The following is an 18,941-nucleotide window of genomic DNA, read 5'->3' on the forward strand; positions in this document are numbered from 1 at the left end:
GTGCCTTAGTTTTGATACAGCCCCTTTCTGCTATAATCAGGTCTTTTTTTATTTGCTTTGCAGTTGCTCATTCATGGCAGCAGCTGCCTTACGACCGTCGCCCATTGCAAGAATAACAGTAGCTCCACCACGCACAATGTCTCCACCTGCATAGATCATCGGAATAGAAGATTCCATATTTTCATCTACGGAAATGGTTCCTTTGCGGCCTAATTCCAGTCCTTTGATCGAACTGGGCACAATCGGATTCGGAGATACGCCAACGCTGACAATAGCCAGATCGATATCAATTGTTTCCGTTGCCCCCGGAATGGCGACAGGACTACGACGTCCGGAAGCATCCGGTTCGCCCAATTCCATTTTCTGGAGGATAACTTGTTTCACGCAACCTTGTTCGTCGGCAATATATTCGAGAGGATTGTGTAAGGTCAGGAATTCGACTCCTTCTTCTTTGGCATGTTTTACTTCCTCGATACGTGCCGGCATTTCTTCTTCCGAACGACGATAGATGATTATGGCACGTTCGGCACCTAAGCGTTTGGCAGTACGGACAGAGTCCATAGCAGTATTACCACCGCCGATGACAGCTACATTCTTACCGAAAGCTACCGGAGTATCGGAGTCTTCACTAGCGGCATCCATCAGATTGACACGAGTGAGGTATTCGTTAGAAGACATGATATTGATTGAGTTTTCACCCGGTATATTCATAAAGTTAGGCAGGCCAGCGCCTGAGGCAACGAATATTCCTTTGAAACCTTCTTCTTTCAAATCTTCCACACTGATTGTTTTTCCTACAATACAGTCTTTAATGAAAGTGACACCCATTTTGGCGAGGTTGTCTATTTCAACGTCTACAATCTTATTAGGCAGACGGAATTCCGGGATACCGTATTTCAATACACCACCGATTTCGTGCAGTGCTTCGAATACTGTTACGTCATAACCGTATTTTGCCATATCGCCTGCGAATGATAATCCGGCAGGACCCGAACCGATAACCGCAACTTTGATACCGTTCTTTTCGGCAATGACAGGTACTGAAATCTGCCCGCTTTCACGTTCAAAGTCAGCAGCAAAGCGTTCCAGATAACCGATGGCCACCGGTTTCTCTTTCATCTTTAAGTGTATACATTTGGATTCGCACTGTTTCTCCTGGGGGCAAACGCGACCGCATACAGCCGGAAGTGCACTTGTTTCTTTCAGTGTTTTGGCTGCTTCAAGGAATTCACCGCGCTCAATGTTCTTTATGAAACGTGGAATGTCAATGCCTACCGGACAGCCTTCCATACATCCCGGATTGGCACAATCCAGACAACGCTTGGCTTCTGTAACTGCTTGCTCGGCAGTCAATCCCTGGTTTACTTCTTCCTTACGGCTATGTGAGCGGTATTCGGCATCGAGCTCGTTCATCTCGACACGGGGGATAGCTGTACGTTCTTTCGGTTTCATCGATTTACGCAAATCCTGTCTCCAGGCAGCGTTACGACTTTTTTCATCCATTTCTTTGGTCGCTTCACATTCGGGTTGGAGCTTGTGCATCTCTTCACGCTCAATTTTCTTGAACGCACCCATACGTTTCAGCATCTCGTCAAAGTCCACTTGATGACCGTCAAACTCCGGACCATCAACACATACGAACTTCGTTTTTCCTCCTACAGTGATGCGGCAAGCACCACACATACCTGTCCCGTCTACCATAATGGTATTCAATGAAACATCGGTAGGTATCTCATATTTCTTAGTCAGCAGACAAACGAATTTCATCATGATAGCAGGACCGATGGCAAAGCATTTATCAACTTTTTCACGTTTGATTACTTCTTCTACGCCTTCGGTTACCAAGCCTTTGCGGCCATAAGAGCCGTCGTCCGTCATGATAATCACTTCGTCGGAGCTCTCGCGCATTTCTTTTTCCAGAATGATAAGATCTTTGTTACGTCCGGCCAATACTGTGATCACTCTGTTGCCGGCAGCTTTCAATGCTTGTACTATAGGAAGCATCGGAGCAACACCTACACCACCACCAGCACAAACAACTGTTCCGAAATTCTCAATATGGGTAGCTTGTCCAAGCGGACCTACCACATCGGTGATATAATCACCTTCGTTCAATTCACAGAGACGGGTAGAGGAGAGCCCGACCTCCTGTATCACCAAAGTGATTGTACCTTGCTTTAAATCAGAACCGGCAATCGTCAGAGGCATACGTTCTCCCTTATCGCCTACACGTACAATGACGAAGTGTCCGGCTTTGCGGGATTTAGCAATTAAAGGAGCTTCAATTTCAAGTTTAAACACTTTCTCAGAAAAGCGTTCTTTGCTAATGATTTTGTTCATTATCTAATTATTTTGTTGGTATTATTACGTAACTGCTATCAGAATGTTGTAAATTTTGGCAAAGATACAGCTTATTTACGAAATATAAAAAGAAAAGCCACTCTTTTGATGAGCGGCTTCCCATATCTATACGGATATCTTTATTTATTTCGTTCTGATTTTATATCCCGCCACTCCGTAATATAGAATAAACAGGAAACAGGGGAGGCAAATCCAATAAGCATTCTGGATATCTGAAATGTCTTTTAAATAACCGAATAAAGTAGGAATGACGGCACCACCTGCCATTGCCATAATCAAAAGAGATGAACCGGATTTGGTAAACTTTCCTAAGTCTGCCATAGCCAAAGGCCATAAAGCAGGCCACATTAAAGAGCATCCCAGCGCCATGAAGGAAATGAAATAGATGGATATATCGGCAGGCGTAAGTACTACTAATACGGAACCGATGATTGCTAAAATAGAACAAATCTTCAATGCTGTAGCCTGACTCATATATTTGGGGATGAAGATGATACCGCAAATATAGCCGATGACAATGCCTATCGGAGCGATCCAGGCATACATTGCTGCATTTTCCAAATGGAGGCTAGTGGCATAATCGACTAATGTGCCAAGTGATACAGTTTCTACACCTACATATAAAAAGAGGGCGAGGCATCCTAATAATAGATGCGGGAATTGCCAGACGGATGTTTTCTTTGCTGCATAAGGACAGGCTTCGGCTGCCTCTTCGCTATCGTCTTCGCCGACAGCTTTTACCTCTGGTAGTGGAGCCATATAAGCAATAATTCCTAATGCAATGAATGCGGCGATAATAACGTAGAAGGGCAAAAACAGGTCGGAGACGGTAATATCAGTTACTTCTTTTCCGATAAGAAACGCCAGGAATAAAGGGGGGATTGGCCATGCAAGTTTATTGCATATACCCATAATGCTAATGCGTTTGGCGGCACTGTCTATCGGTCCCAGAATGGTGATGTATGGGTTTACGGCAGCCTGCAGATAGGCATTGGCGGTTCCGCTGATGAAGGAGGCCAGCAAAAATAGAGGAAAACTTTCATAACTTGCCGATGGTATAAAAAGCCCGAAAGCTATGGCAAACATAAGGAATGAAAGGACCATTGTCCGTTTGTATCCAATCTTTTTAATTGTAAGTCCTGCCGGATAACCAAAGATAAGAAATGGAATGAAAGTAGCGGCAATGATCAAGTACGATTCGGCTGAACTGATTTCCAGCGACCCTTTCAAAACGGGGACTAGTACGGAGTTGATACCAAGGGCGAAGCCCAATGAGAAGAACATGACGCCAATGAATGCCAATGGCAATGCAAAACTTTTTGTGTTTTTTGTCATGGGGGTAAATGTGTTAAAGGTTAATAAATAAAGAAAACTCCTGTAAGGGGCAAATATGTCTTGTTCTTACAGGAGTAAAAAGTTTCTTAGTCTATCAGGTCGAAACCGCAATATGGAACCAATGCTTTAGGTATTCTGATACCTTCGGGGGTTTGATTGTTTTCCAGTAAGGCGGCGACGATGCGTGGTAATGCTAATGCTGAACCGTTCAGTGTATGGCAAAGTTCTGTTTTCTTTTCTGCACTACGGTAGCGGCATTTCAGGCGGTTAGCCTGGTAGGTGTCGAAGTTGGATACGGAACTTACTTCCAGCCAGCGCTTCTGTGCTTCGGAATATACTTCGAAATCGAAGCATAGCGCAGCGGTAAAGCTCATGTCGCCACCACACAAACGGAGAATACGGTATGGAAGTTCCAGTTTTTGCAATAGACCTTCTACGTGGTCGAGCATTTGCTGGTGAGATTCTTTGGAGTGTTCCGGCTTGTCGATGCGTACTAATTCTACTTTGGAGAATTCGTGCAGGCGGTTCAGACCACGTACGTCTTTACCGTAAGAACCTGCTTCGCGACGGAAACATTGTGTGTACGCACAATTCATGATCGGCAACTGTTTCTCTTCCAGAATAACATCGCGGTAGATATTGGTAACAGGCACTTCGGCTGTCGGAATCAGATAAAGATCATCTACTTCGCAATGATACATTTGTCCTTCTTTGTCGGGAAGTTGTCCGGTACCATAACCGGAAGCTGCATTGACTACTGTCGGTGGCATGATCTCTGTATATCCGGACTTGCGTGCCTCGTCCAGAAAGAAGTTGATCAGAGCGCGTTGCAGCTGGGCACCTTTTCCTTTATATACAGGGAAACCTGCCCCTGTAATCTTTACACCGAGGTCAAAATCGATTAAATCATATTTTTTAGCCAGTTCCCAATGAGGCAGTGCATCTTTGGGAAGTTCTGTTTCCATACCTCCCATCTTTTCTACGACGTTGTCTTCGGCACCTACACCTTCAGGTACGCTGTCATAAGGGATGTTGGGGATGGTATAAAGTAGATTCTGCATGTCTGTAGCAGCCTGTGTCATAGTAGCGTCCAGTGCTTTGTTGCTTTCTTTCAGTTCGGCAACACGTGCACGTGCAGCTTCGGCTTCTTCTTTCTTTCCTTCTTTCATCAACTGACCGATAGTACGGGAAAGTGAGTTAACCTCTGCCAGATTCTTATCTAATAGGTTTTGCGTAGTACGTCTCTTGTCGTTGAGGGTGATGACTTCGTCAATCGTCTCTTTTGCATTCTTGAAATGCTTCTTTTCCAGCCCGCGGAGTACCGCCTCTGTATTTTCTGTAATCTGTTTAATGGTAAGCATATCTATACTTTTTATGAACTTTCTTTTTAAGGCTACAAAGATAAAGAAAAAACGAATAAGCGAGCAATGAAAATCTGCATAAATAAAGAAAGGAGATGCAATCCTTTTGGATTACATCTCCTTTCTTGAATATTTCAGTTGTGCAATTATGCTTCTGTTGCTTCAGCAGGAATGATAGAAACGTATCTTCTGTCTTCTTTGCCTACTTTAAAGCTAACTGTACCATCTACTAAAGCGAAAAGAGTGTGGTCTTTACCCATTCCGATGTTTTCACCCGGGTGGAATTCAGTACCTCTTTGACGAATGATAATATTACCTGCTTTGCAAGCTTCGCCACCAAATATCTTTACGCCTAATCTTTTGCTATGTGATTCGCGGCCGTTCTTAGAACTACCGACACCTTTTTTATGTGCCATTTCTTCTTACTTTTTAAATGATTAAGCTACTACTTCTGTGATTGTTAACTCAGTGAACTGTTGACGGTGACCGTTCAGTTTTCTGTGACCTTTTCTTCTTTTCTTGTGAAAAACAAGAACTTTGTCGCCTTTAACCAAGCTTGAAACAACCTGGCAAACAACTTTTGCACCTTCTACAGTCGGAACACCTACAGTTACGTTTCCGTCTTTGTCTACCAAAAGAACTTTTTCAAATTCTACTGTTGAACCGTTTTCTGCACCTTCGATGTGGTGAACGAACAACTTCTGACCAGCTTCTGCTTTAAATTGCTGACCGTTAATTTCTACAATTGCGTACATCTTATATATAATGTATAAGTTAGCTCCGGCGGGTGGTCTTTAATCACTTAAAGAACTCTTTGTCGAACCCGTTGCGGAATAATCGGGCACAAAATTACTTTTTTTATTTGTTTCAGACAAATTTTTCCTTTATTTTTTGCTGTTTCTTATTAAAGCATTTTACATATACTCTGTTTTCCTTTTGGAGATACAGCTTTCACATGAATTTTTGAAGTATCTTTTGTCTTCGTCCACTTCAATAATTATATTTGTAGCAAGCAGGATAAATTCTCCATGATAAACCGATGGGGATAGGCTTTAAGTTCATCAGCGGTAGTCATCCCATTAAGGACACCTGCAAAGTCTACTCCTGCATTTTGTGCTGTTTCGGCATCTATTGTACTGTCTCCAATATATAAAGTTTCTTGCGGAGCACTGCCCAGGTGTTCGAGAGCGAAGTTTACTCCTTCCGGTGAAGGTTTGGCAGTTTGCACATCTTCTCCGCCTACCACTATGTCGAGAAAGTTTTCCGGCAAATACTCATCCAGAAAACTGAGTATACGGAAACGGTATTTAGTAGAGATAATACCGATGCGGGCACCTTGTTCTTTTAGCTCTTTCAGAGTAGAGAGTGTATCAGGAAAAAGACGGGTATTCACGTTCATGTGAACATCTGCTTCCAGTCTGTACTCTTGTCGGAAAACTGTGAGCTGTTCCCAGTCGGTGACTCCGGTCAGTATGCTGAAAGATTCTTCCAGTGTTTTGCCAATAGTACGTTTGATCGCTTCGTCAGTGACGTTCGTATATTGGTGGCGATTGAGTACATTCCTGAAACAAGTAACGATACCCCGTGATGAGTCGGCTAATGTATAGTCGAAATCAAATAAATAAGTTTTATAGTTCATGGGAAGATGTTTTCGGCAAATATAATGAACACCTTTTTTATTTCACTGCTTCTACTGTATATCCCTGTTTTTTCAGTAAGTTTAATAATCCTTTATCACCCGGCAGGTGCAAAGCACCGACTGCAACAAAGGTGGGAGCGGCTTTCATGATTGCCGGCAATTTCTGTGCCCATGTTTTGTTACGGTTGTAAATCATGGCATCTTCTTCTGCGGGAAGTGCGTCACATTGATTCCCTTTGCGTTCTTCGTTGATCTTAAGCATGGTTTCTAAATCTTGTTTCATGTAGGCGTCCGTCAGTCTTTTGAGGCTTTCCACTTCTTTGTCGATGTTGTTGAGGGTACACATGAGCAGTTGTGCTTGGCGTTGCAGGGATAGTCCATTATATAATAGGTTAAATTGGAAATCCGGGGTTTCCAGCCCATCTGTTTTTTTTCCTTTCTGTATTGCCTGAGTTTGGAAATAAGTATCAAGCTGTTCTTGAGGATTATAGTTTCCAATATGTTTGATGTATGCCACCACTGCTATGTTGTTCAGTAAGAAAGCTGGTTTGATTTTGGGTGCCATACTCAGGTCCATCATCAGGTTCTCTTTACAGAATTTATTAGCTGTTTCGTATTCTTCCGGTGAAAGGAGAGTGGTTAGAGTCGTATCGCTTTCGATCATCATCATTTTCTGCATCTTTTGGATGGTAGCCTGAGATTGTATCTCCGACATTTTCAGTTCTCCATATACTTGTTGCGTTTCATCCATTGCTTTCTGTAGTCCGGTGATACCGTCTTTGATACTTAACGGAGCAAGATGGTGAGTCCCCATGATGTAAGAGGGGCTGCTAAGTCCGTTTCCAGAAACTTTCCATAAAAGTTGTGCATTTGCGCTTAATGCTACGCAGATAAATATGATTGCTCCAATAAATGATTTCATGATTCTATATCTTTTTAGTTGGTAATCAGCGTATTCTTCCTCCGGATATCCAGTGTCTGGTGTAATAGTCTTCACTCAGACGACTGACAATAACTCCTTTGCTGGTGCTGGCATGAATGAATTTCCCGTTTTTAAGATAGATGCCTACATGAGCTACTTTCTTTTTGGAACGGCTACTGCTAAAGAATACGAGGTCTCCTTCTCGTAGATTTCGTTTGGCTACTTTAGTGCTTTCTTTTCTCAGGTCTTCAGAGTTCCGCGGGACTTGCATACGGTAAACTTTCCGGTATATCTGGTAAGTAAGTCCCGAACAATCAGTGCCACGTTTTGAATTGCCTCCTCCACGATAAGGAACACCTATCCATTCGGCTGATTCCAAATAGAGTTTATGGTCATCTTCCATATTAATATCTACACCCAGCAGGATGGAAGCACGTGCCAGTGCTTGATAATCCAAACGGGGAGCGGATGTACGGCAGGAACTAAGGATAAAGATCAGTCCTGTCAATATGAGGATAAGTTTGAATTTTACTCTCATCGGCTATCTTTCATCAGGTATCGTAATTTGCTTTATTCTTCTACGTTAAAGTAGTCTTCCAGTTCTTTTTCTGCAGAATTATTCTCATTAATAATATCCCGGATAATGACACCATTCTCCAGCAGGGCAATACGTGGACATACATCTGTCGTATGATTCAGATTGTGGCTGGAAATGATTACTGTTGCATTATGTTCTTCACTGTATTTCCTAAGCATATGCTTGATAATAGACTGCGAGCTGGGGTCAAGGAAGTTGAACGGTTCATCGAGTATCAACAGTTGAGGGTAATGAAGCATAGCGGAGATAATGCCGATTTTCTGTTTATTGCCGGCAGAATAATTGCGGATTAATTTCTTTTGCCCGATTACTTCTCCATTCATCAGACGTTCGAACGGTACAAGACGTTCGTCTACCTCTTCCTTTTTCAGTCCGTACATTTTCCCTATGAAATAGAAATATTCTTCCGGAGTTAGGTAGTCGATTAGGAATCCGTCGTCAATGAAAGCACCTGTAACGTTTTTCCAGTCTTCACTTTGGCTGACGTCAATATCGTTGATGACTACATTGCCATTATCCGCTTTCAGCAAATCGAGCATTAACCGGAAGAGTGTTGTTTTACCAGCACCGTTGTTTCCTACCAATCCGAGCATATCGCCTTGATTGATCTCATAGTGGTCTATGTTCACGGCCATCTTTTCGCCGAATTTCTTTTGAAGATTATTGATGCTTATCATTGTCTTGGTATTTTTATCGTAAAATGGTAAATCGGTTCAATTGTAAATCTCTTATTGGCGACTGTCTCTGAAGCCTTCCATATTCTCGTATCTTCGTTTCATGAAGCGCTTATAAACATTTCTGATCCAAAGCGGAGAAGTAATGGTGAATCCGAGTCCGATGACGAGCAGGATAGAGTATGCTACAGTCTCACCCAAAAGTGCATTTAATGTAGAATACAAGATTAAGGGAACTCCGAAAGCTCCGAAGTTGACAACCATTTGTATGGCGCTATTGGTTTGGCGGCTTGACACTTTTTCGTTTAGAGCTACAGTTTGTTTATTGTAAACAGCCAGTTGGAAGAAACAGAAATAGATAAAACCGGTGGTGTAAAAGAACCAGGCAAAAATACCCAATAAAGGTACTTTATCCATTATTATGGCGGGAATCATCAGCACAAAGGGAACGACTTCGCCAATAGTATAAATATAATATTTTGCTTTCAACAGACTCATGATAGATTCTTTGCGGGACATTAGGCCGTCAATGTAGTTGCCCTCGAAGGACATAAGCTGTGAAAGAATGATCATGCCGAATACGGCAAAATTGTAAACACAAATAAAAGTAGTCATTGTGCTGCTGTCATAAAGGCTTGAAAAGCTCAGTATACAAGAAAAAGCGATGACGACAAGAATGACGCTTCGTAGCGCACCTTTACAACGCCGGTTGCGTAAAAGCATTTTTAACTCCAACCGCATATATTCACCAACTTCTCCGTATCGCTCGAAAAATTTGTATTCTGAAACATGCTTGATGCGAGTGTCATCTACTTTGGCTAATTCTGCGTAGATAAGACCGGACATGATTTTGCGGTTGATCAGCCACAAGATGGCTATGACGAGTATAGTACCTAGAAAATAGAGAATATTCCCGTTAATGTATCCGTCGCCCAAGTCCATAAAGAAGTAGAATAGGGGACTGTCTTCGGGAATAAAGGCAAGGCAGCCGAGCCCACCGTAAAAAGCGATAGGGAGCAGCACCCACCAAATACGTTCATTAATTAGTGTGCGACATAACAGGTACCAGTAGTTGTTGGCTACGATTAATAACCAAATGCCTATGAGATAGGTGAATACACCTAAGATACCGAAATACTTGGTAATAGTAATGAAGGAAAAAGGGATGAACATAAACAACCAGAACAGGTTGAAGAGGCTTAATCCCGAACGGATGAGCAGGAAATCGATAATACGATTCCGTTTTACCGGCAGCAGGAGGTAAGGCTTTACCTCCTGCGTCGGTGTTTTTTGGAACGGAACACGCAACAAGAAATCAAGTGCTAAAATAAAAATCAGGACAACTGCATTCATTACATGATACGGTTCCCGGTTGGGAACCATATCTGCAAAGCCGAATGCAAACGTTGTGCCGAAGAAGATCAGGTATCCTGCCCAAAAGGCAACCCCGATATATCCGAATATTTTGGCAACTTTGTTCTTTTCATACATCGGATGCCGTTTGGAGGCAAGCCGTCCATGTTTGCGTAATTCGTTGAATATCATCATACTGTTGGTATGCTATAAGATGTTTATTTAGCTTCTTCTTCAGGTACGGTCATGATGACTTGGATTTCGTTGTTCTGTTTCATCAATTTAGCAAGGAATTCTTGTACATCTTTTGCTGTGATGCTGTTAACCAACGTTTCATAGTCTTTCGTATAGTCGATACCTGTGTAGAAGTACTCGTCCAGGTTACCCAGCCAGTAACTGTTTTCCTTTTGAGCATCTTTGTATTTTTTCAGCATATATTCTTTGATCTTCTGCATGTGTTCGGCAGACGGACCTTCTTTTGCCATTTTGTTCAACTGTTCGATAACAATGCCCGACAGTTTATCTTTCTTGGCAGGGTCAGTCTGGAATACAATTTGAAGAACGAGTTGTTCTTTCGGATATCTGCTGAGGCTTCCGCTACAGTTCACGCCATAGCTACCTCCTTCTTTTTCACGGATTTCTGCGGTGTAAACCATATCCAAAGCTTGGTCAAGGATGCTGAGAGTCATCTGGTTGCGCAAATCATACTTGCAAGTGCCGCTGAACAGGAACATAATGGAAGCCATCGGAGTTTCCTGCTTTTTAGCAAATTCGTTTTTGTATTGTCCTTTGCGGATTTCCATCTTTGTATCTTTGAAAGACTCTTTGCGATTGATAGACGGCAGACCACCCAGATATTTGGCAATCATCGGTTTCATTTTCTCAATGTCTACGTTTCCTACAAAGTAGAATGTAAAGTCACTGGCGTCTTTGAAACGGTCTTTGTACATTTCCAGTACACGGTCGTAGTCGATCTTGTCTACATCCTCTTCTTTCATGCTGAAAGAACGCGGGTGGTTGCCATACAAAGCGTAAGAAATAGTATCGCTGAATGCAGTCATCGGATTAGCATCGGCATTCTGCAGTTCTGCTTTCAGGCGATTCTTGTATGATTCGAATGCTTCGTTATCCTTGCGGGGAGCAGTGAAAGTCAGATAAGTAAGTTGCATCATTGTTTCAAAGTCCTTCGGAGAACAGCTACCGGAAACCGTTTCAGTCGTAGCGCTGACACCGGCTCCTACAGAAGCACGTTTGCCTGCAAGTGCTTTGCCCAAGTCTACTTTGTTGAAGTTGCCGATACCACCAACCAATGCAACACCATTGATCTGAGAGATATTCAGAATTTCTTTGTCAGCAAACTGACTGCTACCACCGAGACTGGTACCTTTCATCAAAATTTGGTCTGCTTTATAGTCTGTTGGTTTGATATATACTTTCACACCATTGGACAGAACCAGTTTCGTTGTTCCGTAAATGTCTCCGGCTTTTTCAGAAATGATCTTTCCGCCTTTCGGTTCTTCTTTCAGCAAAGGTTCGTTAGAAACTTTGTCTTCGTAGGGTTTCAAGTCGAAAGATTTCATCTGTTTCAGTAAAGCTGTGATTTCTTCTTTAGTCGGGTACTTCAAACCTTCTTTCTCCGGACCTGCCAGCAGTACTACCTGATTGTTGTCAGTAATCAACTGTTGCATCACCTGGTTGATAGCTGTCACCGGAATGTTGGGAGCCAACTTGTTCATCATTGCATATTCGTACTCAATGCCCGGCATCGGTTCATTGTCAAGGAAGTTGCTGATGTATTCGTTGACATAAGTATCATTTTTCATCTTTTCGCGTTCGTTGTAAGCGGATTCTACGCGTTGTAGATAGTTGGCACGAGCACGGTCATATTCTGTTTCAGTGAATCCGAAGCGGCGTGCGCGTTCAGCTTCTTCAAGGATTGTTTTCATGGCAAGTTCGATACCACCAATTTTGCTGCTGGCATCAATACCGAAAGCACTTTTTGTTTTAGCGACGAAGAAGTCACCATAACCTGCGCTTGCACCAGTGAAAGGAGGGTCAGCCTGCTGACGGATTTCTGCCAGACGGCTGTTGAGCATACTGATACCCATGCTCAGCATATATTGAATACCGTAGTAGTTGATTGTATTCTTCAGTGAATCGGGGAACGCTTCGCTCTTGAAGAAGAAGCTGATAGAAGGAGTCTCGATTTCCTTGTCCGTACCGATGAAGATCAATGGTTCCTGGTTGTCTGCTACCGGATAATAGATACGGTTGGCAGGATGTACCGGAGCTTTCACGTCTGCAAAAACTTTCTTCAGTTTTGCTTCCATTTCGTCCACGTTGATGTCACCGACAATCATGATGCCTTGTAAATCAGGACGATACCATTTAGCATAATAATCGCGGATGTCCTGATAAGGGAAATTGTTGATAACGTCCAGACTTCCGATTGGCATACAGTCAGCGTATTTAGAATCCGGATACATCGTAGGCAGGGCGTTAGTCATGATACGCTGCATACCACTGTTGCGGCTTCTCCATTCTTCGCGGATCACACCACGTTCCTTATCGATTTCTTTGTCGGCAAGGTTGATGGCGCTTGACCAGTCATGCAGGATCAGCAGACAAGAATCTACTACGCTGACGTTGTCAGTAGGCACATTGCTGATGCGGTATACAGTTTTATCGATACTGGTATATGCATTCAGGTTTGTACCAAACTTGATACCCTTGGTTTCACACCAAGGTACGATACCTAGTCCTGTTTCATCACCCGGAAAATTCTTTGTTCCATTGAAAGCCATGTGTTCAAGGAAGTGGGCCAGACCGCGCTGTTGCGGTTCTTCAAGGATGGAACCCACTTTTTGTGCAATGTGAAATTCGACGCGTTTTTCTGGGAGTGCGTTGTGTCGGATGTAATAAGTAAGCCCGTTCTCAAGTTTACCTATGCGGACATTTTTGTCCACAGGCAGTGTTTGCATGGGTTGTGCAGACACGAGTTGGAAGTTGCAGCATATAAAGAGAACTGCAATAAAAAATCCACGTAATAAATGTTTCATGTTCTATTTAGTTTATAAAAAAGTTGTCTGAAATATCTGTCGTATTCTTTTGTGCATAATCACAAACAGGCAGAAAAAAGAATTATTTAATAGCTTCCCGTATTCTGACTAATTTAGTTAATAGTCCTTCCAAAAGGTCCAGCTTCAACATGTTTGCTCCGTCGCTCTTGGCTACGGCGGGGTTTTCGTGTGTTTCGATAAAGATACCGTCGGCTCCTACGGCAATGCCGGCTTTGGCTACGGTTTCGATCAGTTGGGGCATACCACCGGTCACTCCGCTGGTCTGGTTGGGTTGCTGTAATGAATGGGTGACATCCAGTATGACCGGATAGCCAAACGTTTGCATTTCCGGGATTCCCCGATAGTCTACTACAAGGTCTTGATAACCGAAGGTTGTTCCTCGTTCGGTCAGCATCACGTTTTTGTTGCCCGCTTCCACCACTTTATCTGCAGCAAACTGCATAGCGAGCGGGGAGAGGAACTGTCCTTTCTTGATGTTAATTGTCTTTCCGGTTTTGGCAGCGGCAACCAGTAAATCCGTCTGACGGCAAAGGAAAGCCGGAATCTGGAGAATGTCAGCATATTCGGCAGCCATTTCAGCCTCATTGGCTGAATGTATATCCGTCACCGTGGGAACTCCGAAAGTATCACGTACTTTTTTCAGTACCTTGAGCGCTTTCTCGTCACCGATGCCTGTGAATGAATCCAGACGCGAACGGTTTGCCTTGCGGTAAGAACCTTTGAAGACATAAGGAATCTGTAATTTTTCAGTGATTCCGACCACGCGCTCAGCAATGCGCATTGCCATCTCTTCACCTTCTATTACACATGGACCAGCCAGCAGAAAGAAATTGCCGGCAGGATTGTTCTTAAGTTCGATCATTTTATTAATTACAAGTTACTAATTACTTATCTATAGTTTAAAAAGTTGAGGGCTGCCTTTTCGTCAGTTTCCCGATTTTATTGACTAATTTGGAATAATTAAAGTGGTCTTTTCTGATAATACACCTATCTCTAGTGGGAAGTGTCTTGCCAGCAGACGACCGTCCAGATCGACGGAAGCATTCTGTGCACGGAGCACTTTTACTTTTCTTGTCCGGTAACTTTTCACCATTTTATGATTCAGAATTCTTCCTTGAATCAGCATCCACAATCCCGAAATGATTTGCAGGAATTCCGGACGGTAGATGACAGATACATCCAGCCAACCATTGTAAGGTACGGCACTCGGAGTTTGTCCCCAACCCCAGGCACTTCCTACACATACGGTCATGATGCGTCCGCGGATGTGTTCATCGTTGATGCGAAGATGCATCCGGTACAGTTTCCGTTCGAATATCAGCGAGAATAGGGCGGCAACGTATGACAGGAATTTCACGCCCCAGAAGCGTTTGGTCTGGTCGGTGATTTTCACGATTCGTGCACCTAGTCCGATGTTGACTGCGTTCAGAAAATAACGGCGTTGGTGTTCCTTGCCGTCATAGAAATTGCAAAAGCCCACATCTATTTTTTTAAGGCGATGGTTAATGATACAATCCACGGCTGGTTTGTATTCGGTGCTGAGTCCCCAATATTTGGCAAAGTCGTTTCCGATACCATTCGGAATGATACCGAGGGCGATGTTCTCCTTGTCTTCGGCGTCAGAAAGCATGATACCATTGATAGCATCGTTCAGAGCACCGTCTCCGCCTACAATGACAATTGTGCGATAGCCGTTGTTCGCCAGTATTTTGGCAAGACGTTCTACAGAACCGAAACCTTCGGATTGTACATAGTCATAGTTGACACCTTTACTGTCCATGTACTCCTTGATTTCTTTCCATCGTTTCTGTACCTTTCGGGTACCTGCTTTGGGATTGTAAATTACTCCCCATTTTCCAGGTTCTACACTCATAACCGTTTTTCTATCCTAACTGTATTAACTAACAATCGCATTTTTATCTTTCACAGACTATTCGTAAATGACTGACAAAGATACTAATTCCCTCGCAGTTTTTCTATCACAAAAGCTATCTTTTCTTCCATAGGCAACTCTGCACTGACCCAATGGATGGTAAATCCTCTTCGTTCCATGCCGCGAAACCAGGTCATCTGACGTTTGGCAAATTGGTGGATAGCTGTTTCCAGTTCTGTGAACATCTCTTCATAAGTCAGTTTGCCTATGACGTACAACGTCAGGAATTTGTATTCCAGTCCATAGTAAATCAAGTCATCCGGTGAAATTCCTTGTTCTATCAACCGCCTTATCTCGTCTACCATTCCTTCGTCCAACCGTTGTTTCAATCGTCGGGTGATCTTCACACGGCGTAACTCCCGGTTGATATCGACTCCGATGATGAGGCTGTTCAACTTCGGAAATTCCCGTTCGGGAACCGGATGTTTGGCATAATACTCTTCAATTTCTATAGCGCGGATAGCACGTTTCACTGTATCCACATCCGTAGAGTTGTGCAACGTTTTATATTGCCTCAGGATTTCTGTCAGTTCTTCGAGAGAGTGATCAGCGAAACGGGCACGTAACTCCGGATTTTCCGGTACCGGCATTAACTTATAGCCTTTCAGCACAGACTCCAGATACATACCTGTCCCTCCACATAAAACGGGCAGACGGCCTTTTTGTTTGATAGATTCATAAGAAATCAGGAAATCCCGCTGATATTCGAAGACATTATATTTGTACCCGGGATCGGCAATGTCGATCAGATGATAGGGGATCGGATGTCCGTTGACTGTGTAATCAGCCAAGTCCTTCCCCGTACCGAGGTCCATTCCCCGGTAGATTTGACGGGAGTCGGCACTGATAATTTCTGTATTCAGCTTATGGGCTAATGCTGCTGCAAAAGGAGTTTTCCCTGAGGCAGTTGGTCCTAGTATGGTGATTAAATCATAGTCCGGCATAGCTTTATTCTTTTATGTCGGCAAAAATACAAAATAATTTTGACCCAATAGATATTCGGATGCTTTTATCTGATTATTTAAATGATATCTGTTTTGATTACTTATTGATTGTTTGTTGAAGACGACACACTTTTCCGTTCTTGTCTACTCCTTCGATAATAATATCTTCGGGTGCTGTACTGTCCGGTGTATAATATTCTATAGTCGCTTTACCTTCTGCATCCAATCGTAACTCCGGATTCCAATAAACGGTACTCCGGAAGTCAGAGCGCTGTTCGTTCTTTTTCTCGGGAGTATCATAAGTGGGATGATAAAATTCTACGGACTCACTGTACCCTAGCGGTGTATAAGTGATGATTCCCTGTGCCGGTTTAGCAGGGAGATTCCTGGGATCTTTTAAAGTAATCACAATGGCACCTCCGGAAGCGCGGGGACCCAGTATGATGGCATCTGCCCCGCGAAGCAGGCTGATACTGGACATGTCACTAATTTGTATATCTTTCAGAATGTCGGACGCATCATCATATACAATATCATCAATGACAATGGCTGCCGGTTCGGGATTGTTGCGGATGTGTATTTCACTTCCGTTCATGATCGTAACACTGGGTAGTCTGGTGGCTGCATCAAAAGCTGTTTGACCATATCCTTGCAGTCTGTCTTCTTCTACAGTATAAGTGTTGATGCCACCTGTATAGATACTTTTCGAGCTCGGACGTTCGCGTTTCGCTGTGACTGTCACTTCTTTCAGATTGTACACACGCATTCCCCCTTCCATATAATATTGGTCGCGGGTATTCAGCAGGTAGTCTTCCATAAAAGTGGTGGCTCCGTTAAAATAAGGAGCTTTATGTGTAGGAACCGGATATGGGGGAGTATCAATTTCAATGTCCACACCGGCAAAACCTTTTTTGGTACGTGCCTGAACCAGGAATGTCGTGCTGTCTCTGAATGAGGTGTTTACGATGAATTCACCTTTTTCGTCTGTCTCGGTGGTAGCGACGATATTGTATTTGGGAGCCAGTACACAGATTGGTCCTTTCTTAACATTTCCTCCGAAGAATCCCCTGATTCGTCCGCTGATAGTTTGTCCTTTTTCTATATAGTTGGTGAAATTCATTGAAGGAGTGCGGAGCACATTTTCTATTTTATGTCTGCGCCAGCCATGTGTCAGCATCAGATAATCAATGGATCGGAGTGTCCGGGCATCCTGATTCAGAAAATAGAATGCCGGATCTTCTACATATCCTTTCAAGTCCGAAGTCAATAGGAGATTGGACAGTATATTGTCAGCAAGAGAGTCGGGCTGAATACTTTTCCGATCGGTAATGCTGACGGAGAAAGTTCCTTCTACCGGATTCCCTTCATGGTCTTTGGCAGCGATCTGCAAAGATATTTTTTCTCTTTTTCCATAAGTCGGTTTGTCTGTCGTGACTTGCCATTGATTCGGTTTATGATCCGGTACGAAAATCAATCGTTCGCTGAGCGCATTTCCTTGCTGGTCGATTAGCATGAAGTGAGTAATCCCTTCTGTAAACAGACTGTCGTTCATCTTTCCGAAAGTCCTTTCCGGAGTGATGGGTTGTAGAATGGAAAGTTTGCCACGGGTATGCGCAAGCAGGAATAACTTCTGAGGCCATTCGGTAGCTTCTGTCTTTTGGACTTCGAAACGAATCTCCTGCTTATAGTGTGACATAGCGATGCTAATTCCTTTCGGTTCTACGGCAGGAAGGTCAAATCGTTTGGTGATACTGTCGTTGGTTTTAGCTGTAATGTAATAGGTCTCATTATCGATGGGATTCATCGTAAAAACACCCATGCCATTATGTTCAGAACGGAAATTAGTAAGTGTGTCTCCTTTTGAATTAAACAGAAAACCTTCGATATCTTTCGAGAATCCGTCTGCTCCCTGCGCTTTGAAGGCAACATTCTGATGAGGAATGCTGAGCAGGGCACCGCCTTCGGGGAAAAACTTCACATCGAAATCGTTTGTGAAGACAGGCAGATAGAAGGTACGTTTATAGATATATTGCGGATCGTCAAATTCTACTTCTATTCTGCGTGTTGCCGGAGATTTTAAATCGGGTAGGGAGATGGAGATCCAGCCGTTTTCATCCGTCTTTTTTTTTCCTTTGTTTTTTATTTTCCCATTCTCGAGATATAAGTATTTAATTGTTGTGTTTTCAAAAACAGCCTGCACGTTACTGGTGAATTTGATTTTGGCTGTATAATGTGTATCATCTTCTTGTTGGTACTCGATGTTTGATACGATGGTGTTGTCGATAGAGTTTCCTATCTTGATATTGCGCGAATAGAAAAAATCAGGATCATCATTCAACATCCAGTTAGTGTATCCTCGCAGGTAATAATCGCCTGCCGGAAGGGTCGCAGGAAGTGTGAAGGCGTTATGGAATCCCAAAGAATCTCTGCGGATTTTTTTTCGTTCTACAATGGAATCGGAACGGTTGATCAATTCCGTAATGATAAAATTACTTTGTGCATTATCCTGATGAGTGTTGGCGTTTACCAGATATCCTTTGAACCAGATTTTCTCTCCGGCTCCATAGAAAGGCTTGTCCAGATGTAGGTATAACTTTTCTTTAGGAATTCTTTCCATCAGGCTGAAGTGGGCGATGATTGTATCTTGCATGGTTTGTGCAGATAGTGAAGAGAAATATAGGAGTACTCCTAAAAACGCTGTAATACTTCTTTTACATTGAAGAGTAGTTATGTTTTTCATA

The 18,941-nt window shown here is 43.1% G+C and carries 15 protein-coding genes; all 15 read right to left on the minus strand.

The annotated features are described in order from the left end of the window. Positions 1-48: 48 nt before the first annotated feature. A complete protein-coding gene (locus K6V30_RS10120) occupies positions 49-2,340 on the minus strand; it encodes a bifunctional dihydroorotate dehydrogenase B NAD binding subunit/NADPH-dependent glutamate synthase (RefSeq protein ID WP_055270175.1) in 2,292 nt (763 codons plus the stop codon). Positions 2,341-2,484: 144 nt separating this feature from the next. Beyond that, positions 2,485-3,696, minus strand: a complete 1,212-nt coding sequence (gene gluP / locus K6V30_RS10125; RefSeq protein ID WP_055270173.1) for a glucose/galactose MFS transporter — start codon at positions 3,694-3,696, stop codon at positions 2,485-2,487. Positions 3,697-3,782: 86 nt separating this feature from the next. Further along, complete coding sequence (gene serS, locus K6V30_RS10130) at positions 3,783-5,057, minus strand: serine--tRNA ligase (RefSeq protein WP_010536908.1); 1,275 nt, start codon at positions 5,055-5,057, stop codon at positions 3,783-3,785. 146 nt (positions 5,058-5,203) lie between these two features. Further along, complete coding sequence (gene rpmA, locus K6V30_RS10135) at positions 5,204-5,473, minus strand: 50S ribosomal protein L27 (protein ID WP_010536909.1); 270 nt, start codon at positions 5,471-5,473, stop codon at positions 5,204-5,206. Positions 5,474-5,494: 21 nt separating this feature from the next. Continuing rightward, positions 5,495-5,812 carry a 50S ribosomal protein L21 gene (rplU, locus tag K6V30_RS10140; protein ID WP_010536910.1) on the minus strand — a complete coding sequence of 106 codons (318 nt, stop codon included), beginning with the start codon at positions 5,810-5,812 and terminating at the stop codon, positions 5,495-5,497. A 242-nt stretch (positions 5,813-6,054) separates the two neighbouring features. Then, a complete protein-coding gene (locus K6V30_RS10145) occupies positions 6,055-6,696 on the minus strand; it encodes an HAD-IA family hydrolase (protein WP_055270171.1) in 642 nt (213 codons plus the stop codon). 37 nt (positions 6,697-6,733) lie between these two features. Then, entirely contained in the window at positions 6,734-7,618 is an 885-nt protein-coding gene (locus tag K6V30_RS10150; protein WP_010536912.1) for a TraB/GumN family protein, read from the minus strand. 25 nt (positions 7,619-7,643) lie between these two features. Continuing rightward, the gene (locus K6V30_RS10155; protein WP_055270169.1) at positions 7,644-8,156 is read right to left on the minus strand and encodes a C40 family peptidase; all 513 of its coding nucleotides are present in this window, start codon (positions 8,154-8,156) and stop codon (positions 7,644-7,646) included. Positions 8,157-8,188: 32 nt separating this feature from the next. Further along, positions 8,189-8,893 carry an ABC transporter ATP-binding protein gene (locus tag K6V30_RS10160; RefSeq protein WP_010536914.1) on the minus strand — a complete coding sequence of 235 codons (705 nt, stop codon included), beginning with the start codon at positions 8,891-8,893 and terminating at the stop codon, positions 8,189-8,191. A 51-nt stretch (positions 8,894-8,944) separates the two neighbouring features. Continuing rightward, positions 8,945-10,438, minus strand: a complete 1,494-nt coding sequence (locus K6V30_RS10165; RefSeq protein WP_055270167.1) for a DUF5687 family protein — start codon at positions 10,436-10,438, stop codon at positions 8,945-8,947. A 23-nt stretch (positions 10,439-10,461) separates the two neighbouring features. Continuing rightward, a complete protein-coding gene (locus K6V30_RS10170; RefSeq protein WP_010536916.1) occupies positions 10,462-13,302 on the minus strand; it encodes a M16 family metallopeptidase in 2,841 nt (946 codons plus the stop codon). 82 nt (positions 13,303-13,384) lie between these two features. Then, on the minus strand, positions 13,385-14,185 hold the full coding sequence (gene kdsA / locus K6V30_RS10175; RefSeq protein WP_010536917.1) for a 3-deoxy-8-phosphooctulonate synthase: 801 nt from the start codon (positions 14,183-14,185) through the stop codon (positions 13,385-13,387). A gap of 84 nt (positions 14,186-14,269) precedes the next feature. Next, positions 14,270-15,196 (minus strand): diacylglycerol/lipid kinase family protein, encoded by a 927-nt coding sequence (locus tag K6V30_RS10180; RefSeq protein ID WP_010536918.1) that lies wholly within the window; start codon positions 15,194-15,196, stop codon positions 14,270-14,272. A gap of 83 nt (positions 15,197-15,279) precedes the next feature. Then, positions 15,280-16,200: a tRNA (adenosine(37)-N6)-dimethylallyltransferase MiaA gene (gene miaA, locus K6V30_RS10185; protein WP_055270165.1), complete on the minus strand. Its 921-nt coding sequence runs from the start codon at positions 16,198-16,200 to the stop codon at positions 15,280-15,282. Between the two features lie 97 nt (positions 16,201-16,297). After that, a complete protein-coding gene (locus K6V30_RS10190) occupies positions 16,298-18,940 on the minus strand; it encodes a TonB-dependent receptor plug domain-containing protein (protein ID WP_022301610.1) in 2,643 nt (880 codons plus the stop codon). Position 18,941: the final 1 nt, after the last annotated feature.

It is taken from the genome of Bacteroides faecis, assembly GCF_020091505.1.
Taxonomy (GTDB): domain Bacteria; phylum Bacteroidota; class Bacteroidia; order Bacteroidales; family Bacteroidaceae; genus Bacteroides; species Bacteroides faecis.

Bases quoted from the DNA above. Each gene is read 5' to 3' on its own strand.
- K6V30_RS10155 (WP_055270169.1), bottom strand. From the start codon at position 8,156: ATGAGAGTAAAATTCAAACTTATCCTCATATTGACAGGACTGATCTTT.
- rplU (WP_010536910.1), bottom strand. From the start codon at position 5,812: ATGTACGCAATTGTAGAAATTAACGGTCAGCAATTTAAAGCAGAAGCT.
- K6V30_RS10170 (WP_010536916.1), bottom strand. From the start codon at position 13,302: ATGAAACATTTATTACGTGGATTTTTTATTGCAGTTCTCTTTATATGC.
- miaA (WP_055270165.1), bottom strand. From the start codon at position 16,200: ATGCCGGACTATGATTTAATCACCATACTAGGACCAACTGCCTCAGGG.
- K6V30_RS10190 (WP_022301610.1), bottom strand. From the start codon at position 18,940: ATGAAAAACATAACTACTCTTCAATGTAAAAGAAGTATTACAGCGTTT.
- K6V30_RS10150 (WP_010536912.1), bottom strand. From the start codon at position 7,618: ATGAAATCATTTATTGGAGCAATCATATTTATCTGCGTAGCATTAAGC.
- gluP (WP_055270173.1), bottom strand. From the start codon at position 3,696: ATGACAAAAAACACAAAAAGTTTTGCATTGCCATTGGCATTCATTGGC.
- K6V30_RS10160 (WP_010536914.1), bottom strand. From the start codon at position 8,893: ATGATAAGCATCAATAATCTTCAAAAGAAATTCGGCGAAAAGATGGCC.
- serS (WP_010536908.1), bottom strand. From the start codon at position 5,057: ATGCTTACCATTAAACAGATTACAGAAAATACAGAGGCGGTACTCCGC.
- rpmA (WP_010536909.1), bottom strand. From the start codon at position 5,473: ATGGCACATAAAAAAGGTGTCGGTAGTTCTAAGAACGGCCGCGAATCA.
- K6V30_RS10120 (WP_055270175.1), bottom strand. From the start codon at position 2,340: ATGAACAAAATCATTAGCAAAGAACGCTTTTCTGAGAAAGTGTTTAAA.
- kdsA (WP_010536917.1), bottom strand. From the start codon at position 14,185: ATGATCGAACTTAAGAACAATCCTGCCGGCAATTTCTTTCTGCTGGCT.
- K6V30_RS10165 (WP_055270167.1), bottom strand. From the start codon at position 10,438: ATGATGATATTCAACGAATTACGCAAACATGGACGGCTTGCCTCCAAA.
- K6V30_RS10145 (WP_055270171.1), bottom strand. From the start codon at position 6,696: ATGAACTATAAAACTTATTTATTTGATTTCGACTATACATTAGCCGAC.
- K6V30_RS10180 (WP_010536918.1), bottom strand. From the start codon at position 15,196: ATGAGTGTAGAACCTGGAAAATGGGGAGTAATTTACAATCCCAAAGCA.